Origin of the sequence: Anoxybacillus kestanbolensis (assembly GCF_001996285.1) — a bacterium.
GTDB lineage: Bacteria > Bacillota > Bacilli > Bacillales > Anoxybacillaceae > Anoxybacillus > Anoxybacillus kestanbolensis_A.
Genome location: NZ_MQAD01000001.1, coordinates 175,012 through 194,329 on the forward strand (window position 1 = coordinate 175,012; position 19,318 = coordinate 194,329).

Sequence of the window (19,318 nt, forward strand, 5' to 3'; positions counted from 1 at the left end):
ATTATCCTCCCCCTACAAAGTGAACAATTTCAATGCGATCGCCGTCAGCAATCTGTTTATGTTCATAGTTCTTTTTCGGAATAATCTCCATATTGATTTCAACGATTGCGATTTTTTCATGAATATGAAAATGATGCAACAATTGAGCAACTGTACGAATGTGAGCTGGCAAGTCCATCATTTCACCATTAATGATGCAACGCATGCCCCTCCCCCTTTCTTGTTGGCGAAAACGGTGTCATATCAAATGGTACTTCTTTTCCTTCAAGCATATCGCTCACACATCGACCTGTAATCGCACTTAATAAAATGCCGTTGCGATAATGTCCTGTTACAATAAACACGTTTGCGTATTGTGGATGAGCCCCGATGTAAGGCAGACCGTCTTTTGTCTGTGGACGAATGCCTGCCCAAGTTTTCTCGAATGTACAATGAGCAATAGCCGGAACGATTTGCATTGCGCGTGTTAACAATTGATGCACGCTACATGTTTGCACGTTTTTCGTAAATGAATGTGCAATCGCACTAGCTCCGATGACAAGTCGATTATTCGCTTTCGGCACGATGTAGCAGCCGTTTTTCGCAAATACAGTAGCTTGTAAAAGAGGGGTTTCTGTCATCACCGAAACACATTCTCCTTTGACCGGATACATATGTAGCGATAACCGCAACTTTTCAGCTAACATTGGCGTCCATGCCCCGCACGCAATAATGATACGCTTTGCATATAGCGAACCACTCGTTGTTTTTACCCCTACAACACGTTCTTGTTCAACAATAAAATCGTACGCTTCCGTATACGGTAAAAACTTTGTCCCTTTTGCCATCGCTGCCCGAGCGAAAGCAAGCGAAAGCTGTTTAGCATCCACTTGTTGATCGATCGTATACATCGCACCGTACTCATTTCGTACGTGCGGTTCGATTTGCTCCACTTCATCAGCCGTTAACCAACGGACGTGTGTTGATTGAATACGCCTCCAAAATTCATAATGTTCCGTTAATTTTTCGTACTCTTCCATCGTTGTTGCCAGTTTTAACATTCCTGTTTCATTCCAATGGACGACTATATGCGTTAACTCATACAATTCGGCGAGGACGTCTGGAAATATCGCTTGACTCTTTAAAGCAAGCGGAATGAGAGGATGATCTGTCGCAAACTCAGAGTGCGCACCGAGCATTCCGGCTGCGGCCGATGATGCTTCTTGTGCGAGCGCACCACGTTCAATAACGACAACTGACGCTCCTCTTTTCGTTAACTCAAAAGCGATGCTGCTGCCAATAATGCCTCCCCCAATAATTAAAACGTCCATGTATTCGCCCCCATTTGTTTCCGATATAGTTGAACCATATACAGCGGATCATCCGCGTCAAATACAGTAGACATCACCGCAATCCCTTTTGCCCCCGCCATGAACACATCACGAACATGATAAGGTTTAATGCCTCCAATGGCAACGATAGGAATGCATATGTAACTCGCCAACTGCTGCAACGATGAAAGCCCGCGCGGCTTCAAGCCTTCTTTACAATTCGTTTCGTATATATGTCCGAAAACGACGTAGTCCGCTCCTTCGTCTTCCGCTTGTTTTGCTTCTTCCAATGTATGAACAGATCGGCCGACACGCAAAAATGGAAACTTCTCTTTTATTCGTTTAGGCGCCAAACTATGATGAGCGAGCTGAACGCCGCCAACGCCATAAACGACTGCGACGTCCACTCGATCATTGACGATAATTTTTTGTGTTGGCACATTTGCTTCAAGCAACTTTTCCACAATCATGCTAATTTCTTTCGCTGAGCGATGCTTTTCACGAATATGAATGTAATCGACATATGAATGGACGAGCGATGAAATATGAACAAACGTGTCCATCGACTGATTGCCTGTTGAGATGAGATGGAACTCTTTCATACTTACCGCACATCCTTTATCGCCACGTATGGGAACACGTCCGCGACGTAATATCCAGCTGCAACGATAACGCATATGACGATAAGTAAATAAATGTCATATTTCCCCATCGTCACTTCATAATAAAACGTCCGTGTTCGTTCATTTGTAAATCCTTTTGCTTCCATCGCCACCGCAATGCGCTGAGCGCGGCGAATACTTTGTGATAAAAGCGGGATCGCATATCGTTTCACCAATTCAAGTTTGCCACGAAATCCTTTCGCTTTGGCAGCCCGTCGCACCTTTAGCGCTTGATGAACCGTTTGAAATTCTTCTAACATGATCGGCAATAAACGAATAGCTGCTAAAAAACTATACGCATATTTCGGTTTCACTTTCGCTTGTTGCATAAGCGAGTAAAATAAAAGCACCGGCTTTGTCGTGAGCGCAAACATTAATCCGAAAATCGCAAACAAAAGCGTACGAAAGCCGAGGTGAACGCCGCGGTAAAAACTTTCTTCGGTAATATGAATCAGCCCCCAATGAAACCACGTCGTCTCCCCTTTTCCAAACAAAATCATCGACGACGACGTAGAAATGAAAATGAACAAAAACGGAGCAAAAAACAAAAGCATATGCTTCATCCGATAACCGCTAAACAACATAAATAAGGCGGTAAATCCGATTGTCCAGTTGATGAGTACGTTCGGATTATGGACAAAAACAATCACAACAAACATCGGCAAAAAGAAAAGCAATTTCGCTGTCGGATTCGTTTGATGCAACCATGTTTCGCGATGGTCAATGCTCCATCTCATCCTATTTCACCTCGTACAAGCATTCGCGGTGCAATCATTTCATCAGCGACAATCTTTCCGCTTTCAATGACCCATCGTCTTGTCGCGAATTCAGACACGATACGTTCATCGTGTGTTACCATGACAATTGCCTTTCCTTGTTGTCGATACGCTTCAAGCCATTCGAGCAGCGCAAACGTATTTTTTGCATCTTGTCCGAACGTCGGTTCATCAAGAAGCAATAGGCGATGTTGCTCCGTCACCGACGCAGCAACACTTAGTCGCCGCTTTTGCCCGATCGACAATTGGTATGGATGTAAATGCCGTTGCGCGCTTAAATGAAACCGTTCGAGCAGTCGATCCACTTCCTTGGCTATTTCATGCTCCGGGTGTTTTTCAAGACGGAAAGAGTACGCTAACTCATCATCTACACGATTTGTAACAAATTGAAACTCGGGGTTTTGGAACACAAAAGCAATGTTGTCATATAACAATCCTTCATGTTTGACAAGCTCTCCTTGCCAATACATATCGCCTTCTGTTCGAATAAGTTTCATTAAGCTTTGCAACAACGTACTTTTCCCTGCACCGTTTTCCCCTGTAACCGCAATCCATTCACCCGCATGAATCACTAACTCGTCGACCGCTATTTTTTCTTCTTTTTGTCGAAAGCCGCGAAGCGACTGTACATGTAAAAGAACATCCCCATGTGCATACGGTTGTTGCGCTGTTTTTGGCTTTTTATACGTTTCCCACACGTCTGGATGCCAAATCCCTTGTTCTGTAATAAACGAACGATACGTTGAAAAAATTTCATTCGTTCCGCCGTCAGCGATGATCTCACCATGTTCGTTAAATAAAATGATGCGCTCGACAAAATCAACAATGTGTTCAATTTTATGTTCAACAATGACAACGGTTCGATCCTCCGCCACTTCTTTTAACGTTTCCCACACCGCTTTTGTTCCTTCTTCATCAAGAAGTGCTGTCGGTTCGTCTAAACATAACACATCAGGTTCAAGCGCTAAAACTGACGCAATCGCTAACCGCTGTTTCATTCCTCCAGATAATGTTTGAATCGGTACATGAACGTGCGGGAGACGGAGGCGCACAAGACGAAGCATGTGCGCTATTTTTTCTTCCATCTCTGCACGTGGCACACCGAGATTTTCGAGAACAAAAGCCATTTCTTCATCAACATACGGCATACAAAACTGGGCATCGGGATCTTGAAACACATAGCCTACACGATTTGGAATGTGCAGTTTACTCGCTTTCATCGGCACATCGATCGAGCGCGGAATAATGCCCGCCATCACTTGCAAAAGCGTGGATTTTCCGCATCCCGATGGGCCTAAAAGCAACACTTTTTCTCCTTTTTTAATCGAAAGCGATACATCGGTAAATAACCGCTTTTCTGCCCCCGGAAATTTTAAGCGCAATTGTTCGATATGGATCAATGATGTCACCTTCTATTTATCAAGCGAGTCGTAATCTTCTTTTGTCGTCGGACGCAACAATTGCGTCACACCTGTCGCTTCGAGCGCTTTCACAAGCGAATAAGCAAATACACCAGCAATGATGATCGCTCCAATGAAACGCGCACCGATAAATAACGTTAAATTCCACCATGCTAATTGGTCGATATATCCTTTGTAAAAATCAAGCACTAATGAAGCGATCGTTGAACCAACCGCTGCAAGCGACACAACCGCCACATCAAAACGTTTATAGCGGAAAGCAGCGAAAACAAGTTCAGCGAGCAACCCTTGCACAAAGCCGTAAAATAGCACCTCAAGCCCCCATTCAGAACCAGCTAAAAACTCTCCTGATGCCGCAGCCACTTCTGCAAGCAGCGCCACTCCTGGTTTACGAATTAATAAATAGGCAACAGTTGCCGCAATAAACCACATACCATAAATGAGTTGATCAAGATGAAGTCCAAGCGGTTTTACCGCATAGTAAAGCGGTCCCCACACTTTATACACAATCCCAAACACAATCGCCACCACAACGGTCGTTAATACGTCTGTTAATTTAAGCCCTTTCGTTTGCATAAACATCCTCCTCTTCAATTGGCCAACGTTCTAATTTGTACGCCATGTCCCAAAATAAATATTCATATTGACTGCTGATCACAAAGTGTTGCTTCATCCGCTCTAACTCTTTTTCGCTAGCTGTTTTTGCGATGTCGTTTAAACGCGCAATTTGTTGTTCGACAAGCTGTTTGAACCAGTCAGAGCCGTACGCTTCAATCCATTGTGCATAAATTGGATGATTCGGCTTACAATGTTTTAACCGCTCACCAATTTCGTAATACAACCAATAGCACGGTAAAATGGCAGCTAATACATCGCCAAAACGTCCTGCAAACGACGCGCGATACATGTGGGACGTGTACGCATACGCAGTTGGAGCAGGAACAAACGACGCCTTTTCTTCTTCTGTAATACCGAGCTCTTTCATAAACGTTTCATGTAAACGAAGCTCAGCTTCATACGTACTTTGCGCATGATGCGCCATGCTTGCGGTCGTTTGTAAATCATCAGCCATCGCCCCGCCAAGCGCTTGCACTTTTGCAAAGTGTGTCAAATAATATGAATCTTGTAATACATAATAGCGAAAACAACGTAAATCAAGTGTTCCTTCCCCGAGCTCCTTCACGAACGGATGATGAAAGCTCGCTTCCCAAATCGGATCGACAGCCTTGCGCAACTGCTCTGAAAACAACATAACCTCTCCCCCTTAAGAAAAATAAAAAACCACTTTCTTTGCGCAAAGAAAGTGGTTGTAAACGATGGAAATTAATAAGAGACACACTTCGCACCGTTTCCACTTCCCTACGCTGGTATGATCCAGATCAGGTTCTAAGGGTCTCAAAGGCACACTTTGATCTCAGCCTATCTAAAGGCCCCCCTAGTGGAATACATTTGCATCATTCACTTTGTCACTAATATTAGCATATTTCATGGAATTGTCAAATATTTTTCTCCACCATTTGCGCGCATCGTGTTCTTCCTGTATGCTAAAGTAGCGAATATATAGTCAGGAGTGGGATGTATGGCAAATGTATTTTTAAAACGAAAAAGAAAAAAACGGCTCGAGCTTGGACATCCGTGGGTGTTTCAAAGCGAAGTCGATTATATTGAAGGAGATTTTGAACCGGGGGATTTCGTCAACGTATATAACCATCAACGTCACTTTTTAGCGAAAGGATATATTAATCCAAAATCACAAATGATCGTGCGCGTGTTAACGCAAAATCCAAACGATGAATTAAATGCGCAATTTTTTATGAACCGTATTCGTCAAGCATGGGCGTATCGCGAACGGATGATTCCGGGCGTTCGTTCATGTCGCGCCGTTTATGGAGAAGCCGATTTTTTACCTGGGCTCATCGTTGATAAGTACGAAGATGTGCTCGTTGTGCAAATTTTATCGCTCGGCATGGAAAAAAGAAAAGAATGGATTTTACAAGCGCTTCTTGACGTTTTTCAACCGAAAGCGATTTATTTGCGCAACGACGTTCACGTGCGCGAATTAGAAGGATTAAAACAAGAAAAAGGATTTTGGTACGGCACGTGCGATACGAACGTACAAATTGAAGAAAACGGCGTGAAATACATTGTCGATATCGAAAACGGACAAAAAACAGGATTTTTCTTCGATCAACGTCAAAATCGTGCTGCCATCAAGCCGCTGATTACAAGCGAATCAACCGTGCTCGATTGTTTTACGCATACAGGTTCATTTATGTTAAACGCCTGCTTATACGGAGCAAAACATGTGACCGCTGTCGATATTTCTGAACATGCGATTGAAACAGCAAAGCGAAACGCAGAGTTAAACGGATTTACAAATGTGGATTTCGTCGTTGCGAACGCGTTTGACTACTTACGCGAATGCGTACAACAGGGGAAAAAATGGGATGTCGTCATTATTGACCCACCAGCGTTTGCAAAATCCGCTCATGCGGTGCCAAAGGCGCTTGCCGGCTATAAAGATATTAATTTAAACGGCTTAAAGTTAGTGAAAGACGGCGGCTTTTTCGTGACAGCAAGTTGTTCGTATCATGTGCATCCATATATGTTTCAAGCGATGGTTACGGAAGCAGCGTTTGATGCGAAGAAAATTTTACGTCAAATTCATTGGAGCGGTGCAGGATATGACCATCCAAAACTACTTGCCGCCGATGAAGGCGATTATTTGAAATTTGCCATTTACGAAGTACATTCACGTAAGTAACAGGTTGGCTCATGCCAACCTGTTTAAAAATGGACAAAATGATTGTGCACACATGACACAAAAACAGGGTATACTATAATTGAAAACGCTTTCTAAAGAGGTGATGACAATGGCATTAAAAACAATTTGTCCAAAATGCTTCGGAAAAAAGAAAATGAAAATTTGTTTATCGCTTTATAAAACATGCTCACTATGCAACGGGACAGGGAAAATTCAACAAACACCAACGAAACGAATTAGTTAAAAAGCACTTCGCACAAACCGTTCATGCGAAGTGCTTTTCGTTTATGCGACCGCTTTTCGTTGTTTTGTTTTCGCTTGCGCACGCAAAATTTTTGCGGATAAATAAATACCCGTCCCTGTCAGTATGATAATCGAAATCGCAGCAACATCAATCATAAGACGATTCCAAACACCGAGATTGCCCACGTGAATAGCACGTACAAACGAAGCAAATTTATTGACTTCTTTTTTCACAACTGTACCGTCTGGCGCAATCGTCACTAACGTCCCGTCTTTATCGTTCAACCGTACCATATACATCCCATGATTCATCACGACACCAACTTCATCCATGGAAAACGCACCGGATTCACTCGCTTTTTTTACTGCATCGATCATATTTAACTGCGAATGTCCACCTCCATCACCATGCGCATGTTCATGGCTACCATGCGAATGTCCACCTCCATCACCATGCGCATGTTCATGGCTACCATGCGAATGTCCACCCATGCCCATTAACCAACGCTCAGTCAACAACAATCCTGTCACCGCTTCCAAAAGTAAAAAAACCGAACAAATGAGTCCAATCCATAAATGCAAATTGCGCGTTTTTTTCATCTGTCTTCCTCCAACTTCACTCATGTTTTACACATGTAAATGTAAAATATGAATTTGCGAGAAGTTTGAAAAGTACGTGAAAAAAATGTGAAAATCCCCTTTTCCATGTCGGAAAAGGGGATTTTCATTATTTCACCAAATATACACGCGCTTCATACGGACGCAATGTAAAGCGTGTCGCATGTTTATGCGGTTTTACATCGTAGTTTGCTAACACCAATTGCTCGCTATTTAATTTCAATGAATCGTAACGATACATTGTTTTTCGGTCTGTTAAGTTCACGATGACGATCGCTTTTTCATCACCTAACGTGCGCGTATATGCGTAAATTGCTTTATGGTTTTCTAATATTAAATCGTATGTTCCGTAAACAAATACGTCATGCTGTTTTCTTAGTTGAATCATGCGTTTGTAAAAGTTTAACACAGAGTTCGGGTCGTGCAACTGTTTTTTGACATTAATTTGTTTATAATTTTCATTCACACCAATCCAAGGTGTTCCTGTTGTAAATCCGGCGTTTTCATCATCAGACCATTGCATCGGCGTGCGTGAATTGTCACGACCGTTTTTCCAAATCCATTGCATCACTTCTTCATGAGAACGCCCTTTAGCACGTTCAATACGATAATAATTTTTGATGGCGACATCGTCATATTCATCAATCGTTTCAAATCGGACGTTCGTCATGCCAATTTCTTGCCCTTGATAAATAAACGGCGTTCCTTGCATAAGGAAATATAATGCCCCTAATGCTTTGGCACTTTCAACAAGATATTGTTCGTCATTTCCCCACGTCGACACGGAACGAGGCTGGTCATGGTTTTCAAGGAATAGTGCGTTCCAGCCAACACCCTCTAATCCTTTTTGCCATTTCGTTAATACACGTTTTAATTTCCGAACATCGACACCGCCATCTGTTCCTTTTTGCCAAAGTCCAAGATGCTCAAACTGAAAAATCATATTAAAAATGCCGTTTTCTTCACCGACCCAATCTTCTGCCTCCTCGACCGTTACTCCGTTCGCTTCTCCAACTGTCATGATGTCATAACGCGCAAACGTTTGCATTTTCAACTCACGAAGATAGTCCATAATCCCTTCTTGATTCATATGTCCGTCAAATGAAGGGACATAATCAAGTCCTTTTGGATTTGGTAAATCAGGGAGACCTTCTTTTTTCTTAATGTGTGAAATCGCATCAACACGGAACCCATCAATGCCTTTATCGAGCCACCAATTAATCATGTCATATAACGCACGACGAACATCTTCATTTTCCCAATTTAAATCCGGTTGCTTCGTTGCAAACACATGCAAATAATATTGATCCGTCGCCTCGTCATATTCCCATGCCGAGCCACCAAAAATGCTTTCCCAATTGTTCGGTTCTTTGCCGTTTTTTCCATCGCGCCAAATGTACCAATCGCGCTTTGGATTGTCCCGTGATGAGCGCGATTCAATAAACCAAGGATGTTCATCACTCGTATGGTTAATGACGAGATCTAAAATAACTTTCATGTCGCGCTTATGAATTTCTCGAAGCAATTGATCGAAATCTTCCATCGTCCCGAACTGCTCCATGATGTCTTGATAATCACTAATGTCATAGCCATTGTCAGCATTCGGTGATTTATAAATCGGACAAATCCATATGACATCGATTCCAAGGTCTTTTAAATAGTCAAGCTTTTGGATAATTCCCTGTAAATCACCGATGCCGTCTCCGTTTGAATCCATAAAGCTTCTTGGATATATTTGATATGCAATCGCTTCTTTCCACCAAGCTTTTTTCACGCCAAATCCTCCTCAATCCATTCAGCATAAATCGCTTTCAATATTCTTTACTCTTTCATGTTAATATACAAACAGCTTTGTTGAAAGAGGAAGTTGCACTTTTTCATAAAAAATTTCGTTTTTATTGCGCAAACGGTTTAACTGCGAACAAAAATAAGCAACGATTCATCATCGTTGCCTATTTTATACTTATATTTTATTCCATTTCATTCACTTTATTCGTTCGATTAGAAATCGTAATGCGACCAATAAACATTGCAAAAATAAAGCCGATGCCAACGAAAATCAATCCATACAAAAATACATCGCTTAACGCATCAACAAGCGTTTGTTTTAATACAGGCACAAACATTTGTTGCATTTGTTCAGGAATTTTTTTCAACGTATCCGGATTTAAAATGACGGAATATACGCTTTGCGGGTTCGATTCAACAAGTTGCTTAAATGAATCTGTCATCGCTTGCGCTTGCGCTGGCAATTGTTCTAACAACGGAAGAAACTTCGCTTCTAATAAATCTTTCGAACGATGATTCATAATCGCCCCTAACAACGTCGCCCCAAACGTTCCTCCAATTTGCCGGAAAAACTGGCTCGATGATGTTACAATGCCGAGCTGCGACTTCGGAAATACTTCTTGCAACGCGAGCGTAATAACTGGGTTGACGAATCCTAGCCCAAAACCGAGCGTCGCCATAAATGACATCGCTGTCCATTTATTCGTATCGACATCCATCGTTGACAATAAGAAAAAGCCAAGCGCCACAAGCACCATCCCAACAATCACTTGCGGGCGAACACCAATTTTTTGTACAAGTCGTCCACCGATCATACTTGCGATAATAAGCGCAAACATCATCGGAAACATCATCGTTCCTGATTCTGATGGGCTCATGCCAATAATGCCTTGCATAAAGAGCGGTACAAACATAATCGCTCCAAACATGCCGACAGACATAAAAAACCCGACGCTATTAAGCACAACAAACGTTTTATTTTTTAATAAATGAATCGGCATAATCGGCTCTTCTGCTTTTCGCTCTACAAATACAAATAAACTAAAGAAAACGACCGAGCTAGCTAGTAAAGAAATAATTTGCCACGATAGCCAATCGTATTTATCGCCACCGAACGTTAAGGCAAGCAACAACGAAACAACGGCTACAACCATCGTAAACATGCCTGCCAAATCAAGCTTTACTCGCTCAGCGACGCGATGATTATGCAAACCGAGCGAAATGAGAACAATGGCTAATATACCGACAGGGAGGTTAATGTAAAACACCCAGCGCCAATTTAACGAATCGACAATCCATCCACCCACTTGTGGCCCAAGAATAGATGCTAATCCAAATACGCCGCCAAACACACCTTGCCATTTTGCCCGCTCTGCTCCCGTAAATAAATCACCAATGACGATCATCGCCATCGGCATCATAATACCTCCACCAATGCCTTGAATGGCTCGGAAAATAATAAGCTGATTCATTGTGTCCGCCATGCCACATAGCGCTGAGCCGATAATAAAAATTGCTAACCCTGTAACATAAATCGACTTGCGTCCAAATAAGTCAGCGAGCTTCCCGGCAATCGGAACGATCGTTGTCGATGTGAGCATATAAGCGGTTGTCAACCATGCCATCATACTCAACCCACCAAGTTCGCCAACAATGCGTGGCAACGCCGTCCCGAGGATCGTCCCATCGAGTGCTCCAAACAACATCGCAACAAGAAGCCCCGTAATTAAAATACCTCGTTTTTGTTGTATATTCGCAATACTTGTTTGTATCGCTGCTTGTTCTTTCATACGTCTCACTTCTCCTCTTTTTCGTTTATCGCAGCAATTTTTTCGATAATATAGACAAACTGTTCAAGCTCTTCAAGCTGTAATTGACTTAAATAACGTTCAATAATTTTTCTTCGCTCTGCCCGTGCATGCTGAAGCATTTCTTTCCCCTTTTCAGACAATTGCACATACACGACACGCCGATCTTCTTCATCTCGATCACGCAATACAAACCCACTTTTATATAAGCGATCGATCATCGTAGTAATGGCGCTCGGTTTAACAAACATTTCGTCCGCTAATTCACTTACTGTACATTTCCCACGCTTCGACAACAAGTTTAAAATAAAAAACTGCGGTTTCGTTAAGCCGATTTCCTCCTTAGCCAAGTCAGCTGCCAATTTACGAACGGCCAATGAAAACGCATGCTCTAATCTCTCAACGAGTACAGTAAACGGCGTCCGCTCCATACACACCCCACCTTTTTAACGATATAAATATTTAACATAGTTAAATATAAATGAAAGAAAATATAAAGTCAATCAATGATTCCTGACGTATCAAATGATGCACTCGCTCATACATTGTCATAAGGAGGGAATGCGATGAAACGTGATGAGCAAAAAGCATTAGAAAAAGCGATTGCGGAAATTACAGAAATTGCCGAAGGATTTGGGCTTGATTTTTATGAAATGCGCTATGAAATTTGCCCAGCTGATATTATTTACACGTTCGGAGCGTACGGCATGCCGACACGCTTTTCGCATTGGAGTTTTGGGAAACAATTTCATAAAATGAAACTTCATTATGATCTCGGATTAAGTAAAATTTACGAGCTTGTCATTAACTCCGATCCGTGCTATGCCTTTTTATTAAACACAAACACCCTTATTCAAAATAAATTAATTGTCGCACACGTCCTTGCCCATAGCGACTTTTTTAAAAACAACGTTCGCTTTAGCAACACAAAACGAGACATGGTCGAAAGCATGGCGGCAACAGCCGAACGAATTAAACATTACGAACATGAATATGGGAAACAAGAAGTTGAAAAATTTTTAGATGCCGTATTAGCTATTCAAGAACATATTGATCCGTCGCTCCTGCGCCCGAAGCTTGCATGGACGTTATCCGACACGGAAGTGTACGAAGAGGAGAACGAAACGCGCAAACCGTCCCCGTATGACGATTTATGGTCGCTCGATGAAAAGAAAAAAACACAGCCCGTTCGAAAAAAACGAAAAAAGTTTCCACCACATCCAGAAAAGGATTTGCTGCTATTTATCGAAGAATATAGCCGTGAACTTGATGAATGGCAGCGCGACATTTTGACAATGATGCGCGAAGAAATGCTTTATTTTTGGCCACAGCTTGAAACGAAAATTATGAACGAAGGCTGGGCATCGTATTGGCATCAACGTATTTTGCGAGAAATGGATTTAACGAGTGACGAGGCGATTGAATTTGCTAAATTAAACGCCGGGGTTGTTCAACCTTCCCGCACCGGCATTAATCCATATTACTTAGGACTAAAAATTTTTGAAGATATCGAAAAACGGTGGGACAATCCGACCGAAGACATGAAAAAGCTTGGCGTCAAGCCAGGTTCAGGACGAGCAAAAATATTTGAAGTGCGCGAGCTAGAATCGGACATTTCGTTTTTACGCAACTATTTAACAAAAGAACTCGTCATGCGTGAAGATATGTATTTATTCCAAAAGCAAGGAAAAGACTATAAAATCGTTGATAAACATTGGGAACATGTGCGCGATCAGCTTGTGAACATGCGCGTCAACGGCGGCTTTCCATATATTACGGTCAACGATGGCGATTACATGCGCAACGGGGAGTTGTATTTAAAACATTGGTTCGAAGGCATTGAACTTGACGTCAAATATTTAGAAAAAGTGCTTCCATACATTTATCGGCTTTGGGGGCGTGCCGTTCACATCGAAACGATCATCGAAAACAAAACGACGTTATTCACATACGACGGACGAAACGTACAGCGAAAATATATATGAGCTACTGAGGGATCAGTAGCTTTTTTATTGAAACTTTTTTCTGTTTTTTCCGTACATACATATAAATAACAAGAAAGGTGGATTTATATGGGTAAGCGCTCTATTACAGGCATCGTCATCGGGTCGATTGCTGGCATTTTTCTTCTTGTTGCTGCACTAACATCATGGTACACCGTCGATGAGTCAGAACAAGCCATTATTTTAACATTTGGTAAAATCGATGAAGAAGTGACAACACCCGGACTACATTTTAAACTTCCTTGGCCGATTCAAACGGTCGAAACGTTGTCGCGAGAAACGTTTAGTTTACAGTTTGGCTACAAAGAAGAAAACGGAAAAGTTGTCGCTACAAACCAAGGCGATACGAAAATGATTACAGGTGATGAAAATATTGTTCTTGCCGATATGGTTGTTCAATGGAAAATTACTGATCCTGCAAAATTTCTTTATCGCTCATACGAACCGGAACAAATTTTATATAATGCGACGTCTGCTTCTTTGCGTAGCGTCATCGGCAGTTCAAAAATTGATGATGCGTTAACATCAGGTAAAGCAAAAATTGAAGCGGATGTGCGCGAATCGCTCACCGCATTAATGAAAAAATATGATATCGGCATTTCCATTTTAGCTGTGAAATTACAGGACGTTGACTTACCGAACGACGAAGTGCGCAAAGCATTTACAAATGTCACAGATGCGCGCGAAACAATGAACACAAAAATTAACGAAGCGAATAAATATCGCAACAAACGAACGAAAGAAGCCGAAGGGGAAAAAGACGCTCTCATCTCCCAAGCGGAAGCTGACAAAGTGGCACGCATCGAAAAAGCGTATGGAGATGTCGCTAAATTTAATGCCTTATACGAAGAATATAAAAACGCAAAAGACATTACAAAACAGAGGTTAATGATTGAAACGCTTGAACAAATCCTACCGTACACACGCATTTACATTATGAACGACGATGGCAATACGTTAAAATATTTACCAATCCAACCGATCGAAAAACAAACGACAGAGAAAAAGAAAGAGCAAGGGAGTGGTAACGAATGACAAACTTTCAAGATGATCAAAACGTCATTAGCTTGAAAGATAAACTGCCAACGAAATGGTTTCGTTTTTTTATCGGGGGAGTCATCGGACTTGTTTTACTCGTTATCGCTTTAACAAACGTCTACATTGTTCATGAAAATGAATATAAAGTTGTACGTCAATTTGGTGAAATTGTTCGCATTGATCAAACGCCAGGATTACGCTTTAAAATTCCTTTTATTCAAAGCGTAACATCGTTGCCAAAAGCCCAAATTTTTTATGACGTCGCCGAAGCAGAAATTAATACAAAAGATAAAAAACGCATTCTCGTCAACCATTACGCCATTTGGGAAATTACAAACCCAAAAGAGATGATTCAAAACGCGCGCACGTTAGAAAATGCAGAATCGAAAATGGACGAATTTATTTTCTCCATTGTCCGCACCGAGCTTGGACAGTTAAATTACGATGAAATTATTAACGACGAAAAATCATCACGCGGTAGTTTAAATGACGAAGTAACAGCGAAAGTAAACGACCTACTACAAAAAGACAGCTACGGCATTCGCGTTGTAGATGTGCGCTTAAAACGTATTGACTTACCGGAAGAAAACGAACAGTCCGTTTATAAACGTATGATTTCTGAGCGTGAATCAAAAGCACAAGAATATTTATCAATGGGGGATGCCCAAAAACAACGTATTATCGCGCAAACAGATCGCGAAGTGAAAGAAATGCTCGCTAAAGCGCAAGCAGATGCGGAGCGCATTCGCGCAGCAGGTGAACAAGAAGCAGCACGAATTTATAACGAAACATTCGCAAAAGATCCTGAATTTTACTCATTTTACCGTACGCTCGAATCGTATAAGACAACGATCGGCGAAGATACGGTTGTCATTTTACCAGCCAACTCACCGTATGCGAAATGGCTATTAGGACAAACGCGCTGAGCTTTCAGCGCGTTTCATGCGTAAGTAACCATTTTTTTCTTTCGATTCCCCACGCATATCCACCAAGTCCCCCACCCGTACGAACGACGCGATGACAAGGAACAACGATCGTTATGGGATTGTTGCCGACAGCGTTGCCAACCGCCCGTACCGCTTTCGGTTGCCCAATTTGTTTGGCAATATCGGCATATGAAACCGTTTGTCCATAAGGAATCGTTTGTAATACTTCCCATACACGCAGTTGAAACGGAGTGCCCACGAGCTTTAAGGGCATCGAAAACGACGTCCGTTTCTTTTGGAAGTATTGTTCAAGTTCTTCTAGCGATTGCATGAGAGGCTCCGCCACTTTTTCGTTCTGATCTTCACCTCGTTCAACGACATCAATCCGCTCGATTCCCTCATTCGTTCCAACGATTTGTAGCCAACCGATCGGTGATTCATAATACACAACGTGTTTCTTCATGTCCAACTCTCCTCTGCCAAATCGCACAACATTTACAGCGAGAAAAATGACCGTTTTTTCATAAACTACATATAGCTCCTCACGATAAGGAGGGTTTGCGGTGCATACAGCCGATTACGACAAAGCGCTTTACTATACGTACCGATCGGAATGGGATCATTTACTCATTCTTATGGTACGCACAAAAGACGATTTACTTTCAAAAAAAATTGAACAGTTTCTTCATGCATACAACTTCGAAAAAGATTATACCGTCGTCCAAAAGCGATTAAATGCATTGTTGCGTTACATCGACCACGCGTTGGATGTGTACGAACAAGAGCCAACACTTACGATGCAATATGATTATTAGAGCGAAAGGAACGATCTCCTTTCGCTTTTTATACGACCGGATACGTTTGAATAAGCGGATGTAATACGATTTCATCGACCAACATATGTTTCGGTGCGCTTGCCATATAGACAACGGCTTCGGCGACGTCTTCTGCCTTTAACCATTCTGCTTTTTCAGGCAATCCTTGCGTCGAGTTAGCAAAGTATGTATCAACCATCCCTGGATTGATCGTACCGACACGAATGCCGTATGGGCGCACTTCTTGAGCCACACTTCCTGAAAATCCTTGAACCGCATATTTCGTCGCTGTATATGCCGAACCGTTTGCGATGGTGTATCGTCCAACGTCCGATGAAACGGTAATAATCGTACCAGAACGTTGCTTTTTCATTTGTGGGAGAACGGCTTTCGTCCCGATAAATACACCTTGTACATTTACTTCAAACAACCGCTTCCATTCTTCGACAGTCGTTTCTTCAACCGATTTGAATACACCAATACCTGCATTATTCACAAGCAAATCAATGCGACCGAATGCAGCTATGGTCGCTTCAACCACTTCATTCATTTGTTGTTCATTTGATACATCTGCTTGAAACGTTTTTACATCTTTTAATTGCTCACCTACACGGTGAATATCCGACGAACTACCGATTAATACGAGCTGCATCCCTTGTTCCGCTAATTTATGTGCAATCGCTAAACCGATGCCACGAGATGCCCCCGTCACAATTGCTACTTGTCCTCGTAACATGCTGAACTCACCCTTTCTACATCATCGCCTTCATATTACTTGTTCTACATTCAAAAAACAACTGATAAAGCATTACACCTTATCAGCTGTTAACGTATATACCCGCTCCATCACCGCTGTTTCTAATTGTCCCAATTGTTGTTTTGCTTCTGCAAGTGTCTGCCCTTTTACACCAAAATAAAATTTCATTTTCGGCTCTGTGCCAGACGGACGCGCACAAAACCACGAGCCATCTTCTAACGTATATTTCAACACGTTCGATTTTGGTAAATCGATTGCTTCTTTTTCGCCTGTTTCCACATACACCCTCTCACTCGTCTTATAGTCTTCACGAGTCACGACGCGCTGATTAGCAACAAACGTCGGCGGCTCATTTCGGAACGTGGCGAGTAACGCCTCGATTCGCTCCGCCCCCTCTTTTCCTTTTAGTGTGAGCGAACGCAACCCTTCTTGATAATATCCATATTGTTCAAATAATCGCATAAGTGCCTCGTATAAAGATAAGCCCTGCTTTTTATAAAACGCGCACACTTCAACAGCTAACACAGCAGCTTGAATCGCGTCTTTATCACGGGCAAAATCACCAATTAAATAGCCGTAGCTTTCTTCGTATCCAAATTGGAATACATACTCTCCTGTTTGTTCATATTGTTTAATTTTTTCACCGATAAATTTAAACCCTGTCAATGTATCCATCGTTTCGATTCCAAACGACTTAGCAATCGCACGCCCAAATTCAGATGTGACGATCGTTTTAAATACAATCCCGTTTGGTGGCAATATCCCTTTTTCTTTCTTTTGTGAAAGAATGTAATGAAGTAACAATCCACCTGTTTGATTGCCTGTTAAAACGATGTATTCTCCTTGTTCATTTTTTACCGCAATGCCTAAACGATCCGCATCCGGGTCTGTTGCAATTAACACGTCTGCATCGACTTGTTTTCCAAGCTGAATCGCTAATTCAAACGCAGCATGTTCTTCTGGATTTGGCGATTTTACCGTTGAAAAATTCGGGTCCGGTTGTTCTTGTTCCTTTACAACAAACACGTGTTTATAGCCGAATTCCTTTAATCCACGTTGAACGAGCTTATTTGCTGTGCCATGAAGCGGTGTAAATACGACTTTGACATCAACTTCGTGAGAGAGTTCTGGATGTAGCGAAATCGTTTTTAATTTTTGTATGTATGCATCGTCAATCTCTGTGCCAATCATTTGAATAAGTCCTTTTTCTTTTAATACCTCTTCTCGTTCAACCACGAGTTCCCATTCGTTTTCAATCGCATTGACGTATGCAATAACAACATCGGCAATGTGTGGTGGCAATTGCGCCCCGTCTTCTCCGTATACTTTATACCCGTTGTACTCTGGTGGGTTGTGGCTTGCGGTAATGACAATACCCGAAAAAGCACGTAAATGACGGACCGCAAATGAAAGCTCCGGTGTCGGGCGAAGCTCATCGAATACGTACGTCTGAATACCATGGGTGGCAAGCGTTTTGGCTGCTTCCATCGCAAACTGTTGCGACTTGTGACGCGAGTCGTATGCGATCACAACTCCCCGTTTCTTCGCCTCCTCCCCAAACGACGCGATGTATCGTGCTAATCCTGCCGATGCTTTTCGCACCGTATATATGTTCATGCGGTTCGTTCCCGGTCCGATTTCGCCGCGCATACCTCCTGTACCGAACTCTAACGTTTTGTAAAAGCAGTCTTCTAGCAATTTTTCATCTTGCTCTAGTTGCTCCAAATGCGCGCGTAGCTCTTCATCTAATTGCGCTTCTTTCCAACGTTCGTATACTGTTTTCCAAGTCACGTTTATCCCTCCATATCCGTTGCTCATTGTAACTTATTCTCGCTTCTTTATACAAATTCCTTTTTCATAGCGAAAAAGGAGCTCCTTCAAAAGAAGCCCCTTTCTTGTTTAATGATATGAAGGTTCGGAAATCTCAGATAATGCTTGTTCTGCCGCCTCATCATATGCTTGGTTTGTTGCGATATCACCAAGTGCAACGATACCACAAAGCTCATTATTTTGTACGATCGGCAAACGACGAATTTGATTTTTCGCCATCACTTTCGCTGCTTCATTCACGCTCATGTTTGGCGTACCTGTGACAACATCGCTTGTCATCACTTGTGAAACAGGTGTCGAAGGGGTTAACCCTTGTGCTGTTGTACGAAGAGTGATGTCACGGTCAGTAATCATTCCTTTTACTTTTCCGTTTTCAACAACAGGAATGGCAGCGATATTATGTTCGTTCATTAACTGTGCTGCCTCTTGAACGGACTGATCTGGTGTGACCGTTGCCACTTGGCGTGTCATAATCGATTCAACTGTATGATTCAATATCATCCTCCCCTTTCGCTTTTTATTGTTTGCGTTCATTCGTTCATTATGTAAGTAAAATATC

21 protein-coding genes and 1 riboswitch are annotated in these 19,318 nt (G+C 42.2%); of the genes, 6 read left to right on the forward strand and 15 right to left on the reverse strand.

What is annotated here, in order from left to right:
• Position 1: 1 nt before the first annotated feature.
• Genes thiS through tenA form a run of 7 tightly spaced genes read right to left on the reverse strand, consistent with a single transcriptional unit; the run spans position 2 to position 5,421 of the window.
• Complete coding sequence (gene thiS / locus BO219_RS00920) at positions 2-205, reverse strand: sulfur carrier protein ThiS (protein ID WP_077427838.1); 204 nt, start codon at positions 203-205, stop codon at positions 2-4.
• Positions 189-1,310 (reverse strand): glycine oxidase ThiO, encoded by a 1,122-nt coding sequence (gene thiO / locus BO219_RS00925; RefSeq protein ID WP_077427840.1) that lies wholly within the window; start codon positions 1,308-1,310, stop codon positions 189-191. Before thiO ends, thiS begins: the two co-directional genes overlap by 17 nt.
• The gene (gene tenI, locus BO219_RS00930; protein WP_077427842.1) at positions 1,298-1,912 is read right to left on the reverse strand and encodes a thiazole tautomerase TenI; all 615 of its coding nucleotides are present in this window, start codon (positions 1,910-1,912) and stop codon (positions 1,298-1,300) included. Before tenI ends, thiO begins: the two co-directional genes overlap by 13 nt.
• A gap of 2 nt (positions 1,913-1,914) precedes the next feature.
• Entirely contained in the window at positions 1,915-2,709 is a 795-nt protein-coding gene (locus BO219_RS00935; protein ID WP_077427844.1) for an energy-coupling factor transporter transmembrane component T family protein, read from the reverse strand.
• Entirely contained in the window at positions 2,706-4,157 is a 1,452-nt protein-coding gene (locus BO219_RS00940; protein ID WP_077427846.1) for an ABC transporter ATP-binding protein, read from the reverse strand. Before BO219_RS00940 ends, BO219_RS00935 begins: the two co-directional genes overlap by 4 nt.
• A gap of 3 nt (positions 4,158-4,160) precedes the next feature.
• Positions 4,161-4,751, reverse strand: a complete 591-nt coding sequence (locus BO219_RS00945; RefSeq protein ID WP_012575849.1) for an ECF transporter S component — start codon at positions 4,749-4,751, stop codon at positions 4,161-4,163.
• Positions 4,726-5,421 (reverse strand): thiaminase II, encoded by a 696-nt coding sequence (gene tenA, locus BO219_RS00950; protein ID WP_077427848.1) that lies wholly within the window; start codon positions 5,419-5,421, stop codon positions 4,726-4,728. The genes BO219_RS00945 and tenA overlap by 26 nt, the downstream gene beginning before the upstream one ends.
• A gap of 87 nt (positions 5,422-5,508) precedes the next feature.
• A riboswitch (TPP riboswitch) is annotated at positions 5,509-5,616 on the reverse strand.
• A gap of 132 nt (positions 5,617-5,748) precedes the next feature.
• Here tenA and BO219_RS00955 point away from each other — a divergent pair.
• Both BO219_RS00955 and BO219_RS14975 read left to right on the forward strand, forming a co-directional pair.
• The gene (locus BO219_RS00955; RefSeq protein WP_077427850.1) at positions 5,749-6,933 is read left to right on the forward strand and encodes a class I SAM-dependent rRNA methyltransferase; all 1,185 of its coding nucleotides are present in this window, start codon (positions 5,749-5,751) and stop codon (positions 6,931-6,933) included.
• A gap of 109 nt (positions 6,934-7,042) precedes the next feature.
• A complete protein-coding gene (locus tag BO219_RS14975; RefSeq protein ID WP_255350573.1) occupies positions 7,043-7,177 on the forward strand; it encodes a hypothetical protein in 135 nt (44 codons plus the stop codon).
• A gap of 41 nt (positions 7,178-7,218) precedes the next feature.
• On the opposite strand, the gene BO219_RS00960 is transcribed toward BO219_RS14975, so the two are convergent.
• The 4 genes from BO219_RS00960 to BO219_RS00975 form a co-directional block, all read right to left on the reverse strand.
• Positions 7,219-7,776, reverse strand: a complete 558-nt coding sequence (locus tag BO219_RS00960) for a PepSY-associated TM helix domain-containing protein (RefSeq protein WP_077427852.1) — start codon at positions 7,774-7,776, stop codon at positions 7,219-7,221.
• Positions 7,777-7,903: 127 nt separating this feature from the next.
• A complete protein-coding gene (locus tag BO219_RS00965) occupies positions 7,904-9,568 on the reverse strand; it encodes a glycoside hydrolase family 13 protein (protein WP_077427854.1) in 1,665 nt (554 codons plus the stop codon).
• Between the two features lie 196 nt (positions 9,569-9,764).
• Positions 9,765-11,372 (reverse strand): MDR family MFS transporter, encoded by a 1,608-nt coding sequence (locus BO219_RS00970; protein ID WP_077427856.1) that lies wholly within the window; start codon positions 11,370-11,372, stop codon positions 9,765-9,767.
• Positions 11,373-11,377: 5 nt separating this feature from the next.
• Positions 11,378-11,821, reverse strand: coding sequence for a MarR family winged helix-turn-helix transcriptional regulator (locus BO219_RS00975; protein WP_077427858.1), 444 nt, complete (start codon positions 11,819-11,821; stop codon positions 11,378-11,380).
• Positions 11,822-11,956: 135 nt separating this feature from the next.
• On the opposite strand from BO219_RS00975, the gene BO219_RS00980 reads away from it, so the two are divergent.
• From BO219_RS00980 to hflC, 3 genes are all read left to right on the forward strand, one after another.
• A complete protein-coding gene (locus tag BO219_RS00980; RefSeq protein WP_077427860.1) occupies positions 11,957-13,375 on the forward strand; it encodes a SpoVR family protein in 1,419 nt (472 codons plus the stop codon).
• An 87-nt stretch (positions 13,376-13,462) separates the two neighbouring features.
• Positions 13,463-14,428, forward strand: coding sequence for an FtsH protease activity modulator HflK (gene hflK / locus BO219_RS00985; RefSeq protein WP_077427862.1), 966 nt, complete (start codon positions 13,463-13,465; stop codon positions 14,426-14,428).
• The gene (hflC, locus tag BO219_RS00990) at positions 14,425-15,357 is read left to right on the forward strand and encodes a protease modulator HflC (protein ID WP_077427864.1); all 933 of its coding nucleotides are present in this window, start codon (positions 14,425-14,427) and stop codon (positions 15,355-15,357) included. Before hflK ends, hflC begins: the two co-directional genes overlap by 4 nt.
• A 4-nt stretch (positions 15,358-15,361) precedes the next feature.
• Here the strand turns inward: hflC and BO219_RS00995 are convergent, their stop codons facing one another.
• Entirely contained in the window at positions 15,362-15,820 is a 459-nt protein-coding gene (locus BO219_RS00995) for a methylated-DNA--[protein]-cysteine S-methyltransferase (RefSeq protein ID WP_077427866.1), read from the reverse strand.
• Positions 15,821-15,920: 100 nt separating this feature from the next.
• Here BO219_RS00995 and BO219_RS01000 point away from each other — a divergent pair, with 100 nt between their 5' ends.
• Entirely contained in the window at positions 15,921-16,172 is a 252-nt protein-coding gene (locus BO219_RS01000) for a YhdB family protein (protein ID WP_004892205.1), read from the forward strand.
• A 28-nt stretch (positions 16,173-16,200) separates the two neighbouring features.
• Here BO219_RS01000 and BO219_RS01005 read toward each other — a convergent pair whose 3' ends face one another.
• The 3 genes from BO219_RS01005 to BO219_RS01015 form a co-directional block, all read right to left on the reverse strand.
• On the reverse strand, positions 16,201-16,908 hold the full coding sequence (locus BO219_RS01005; protein WP_077427868.1) for an SDR family oxidoreductase: 708 nt from the start codon (positions 16,906-16,908) through the stop codon (positions 16,201-16,203).
• Positions 16,909-16,980: 72 nt separating this feature from the next.
• Positions 16,981-18,720 carry a phospho-sugar mutase gene (locus tag BO219_RS01010; RefSeq protein WP_077427870.1) on the reverse strand — a complete coding sequence of 580 codons (1,740 nt, stop codon included), beginning with the start codon at positions 18,718-18,720 and terminating at the stop codon, positions 16,981-16,983.
• A 108-nt stretch (positions 18,721-18,828) separates the two neighbouring features.
• Positions 18,829-19,260: a CBS domain-containing protein gene (locus tag BO219_RS01015; protein ID WP_077427872.1), complete on the reverse strand. Its 432-nt coding sequence runs from the start codon at positions 19,258-19,260 to the stop codon at positions 18,829-18,831.
• Between the last annotated feature and the right edge of the window lie 58 nt (positions 19,261-19,318).

Coding starts and splice junctions, on each gene's coding strand:
- thiS (WP_077427838.1), bottom strand. CDS start 205: ATGCGTTGCATCATTAATGGTGAAATGATGGACTTGCCAGCTCACATT.
- thiO (WP_077427840.1), bottom strand. CDS start 1,310: ATGGACGTTTTAATTATTGGGGGAGGCATTATTGGCAGCAGCATCGCT.
- tenI (WP_077427842.1), bottom strand. CDS start 1,912: ATGAAAGAGTTCCATCTCATCTCAACAGGCAATCAGTCGATGGACACG.
- BO219_RS00935 (WP_077427844.1), bottom strand. CDS start 2,709: ATGAGATGGAGCATTGACCATCGCGAAACATGGTTGCATCAAACGAAT.
- BO219_RS00945 (WP_012575849.1), bottom strand. CDS start 4,751: ATGTTTATGCAAACGAAAGGGCTTAAATTAACAGACGTATTAACGACC.
- tenA (WP_077427848.1), bottom strand. CDS start 5,421: ATGTTGTTTTCAGAGCAGTTGCGCAAGGCTGTCGATCCGATTTGGGAA.
- BO219_RS00955 (WP_077427850.1), top strand. CDS start 5,749: ATGGCAAATGTATTTTTAAAACGAAAAAGAAAAAAACGGCTCGAGCTT.
- BO219_RS14975 (WP_255350573.1), top strand. CDS start 7,043: ATGGCATTAAAAACAATTTGTCCAAAATGCTTCGGAAAAAAGAAAATG.
- BO219_RS00960 (WP_077427852.1), bottom strand. CDS start 7,776: ATGAAAAAAACGCGCAATTTGCATTTATGGATTGGACTCATTTGTTCG.
- BO219_RS00970 (WP_077427856.1), bottom strand. CDS start 11,372: ATGAAAGAACAAGCAGCGATACAAACAAGTATTGCGAATATACAACAA.
- BO219_RS00975 (WP_077427858.1), bottom strand. CDS start 11,821: ATGGAGCGGACGCCGTTTACTGTACTCGTTGAGAGATTAGAGCATGCG.
- BO219_RS00980 (WP_077427860.1), top strand. CDS start 11,957: ATGAAACGTGATGAGCAAAAAGCATTAGAAAAAGCGATTGCGGAAATT.
- hflK (WP_077427862.1), top strand. CDS start 13,463: ATGGGTAAGCGCTCTATTACAGGCATCGTCATCGGGTCGATTGCTGGC.
- hflC (WP_077427864.1), top strand. CDS start 14,425: ATGACAAACTTTCAAGATGATCAAAACGTCATTAGCTTGAAAGATAAA.
- BO219_RS00995 (WP_077427866.1), bottom strand. CDS start 15,820: ATGAAGAAACACGTTGTGTATTATGAATCACCGATCGGTTGGCTACAA.
- BO219_RS01005 (WP_077427868.1), bottom strand. CDS start 16,908: ATGTTACGAGGACAAGTAGCAATTGTGACGGGGGCATCTCGTGGCATC.
- BO219_RS01015 (WP_077427872.1), bottom strand. CDS start 19,260: ATGATATTGAATCATACAGTTGAATCGATTATGACACGCCAAGTGGCA.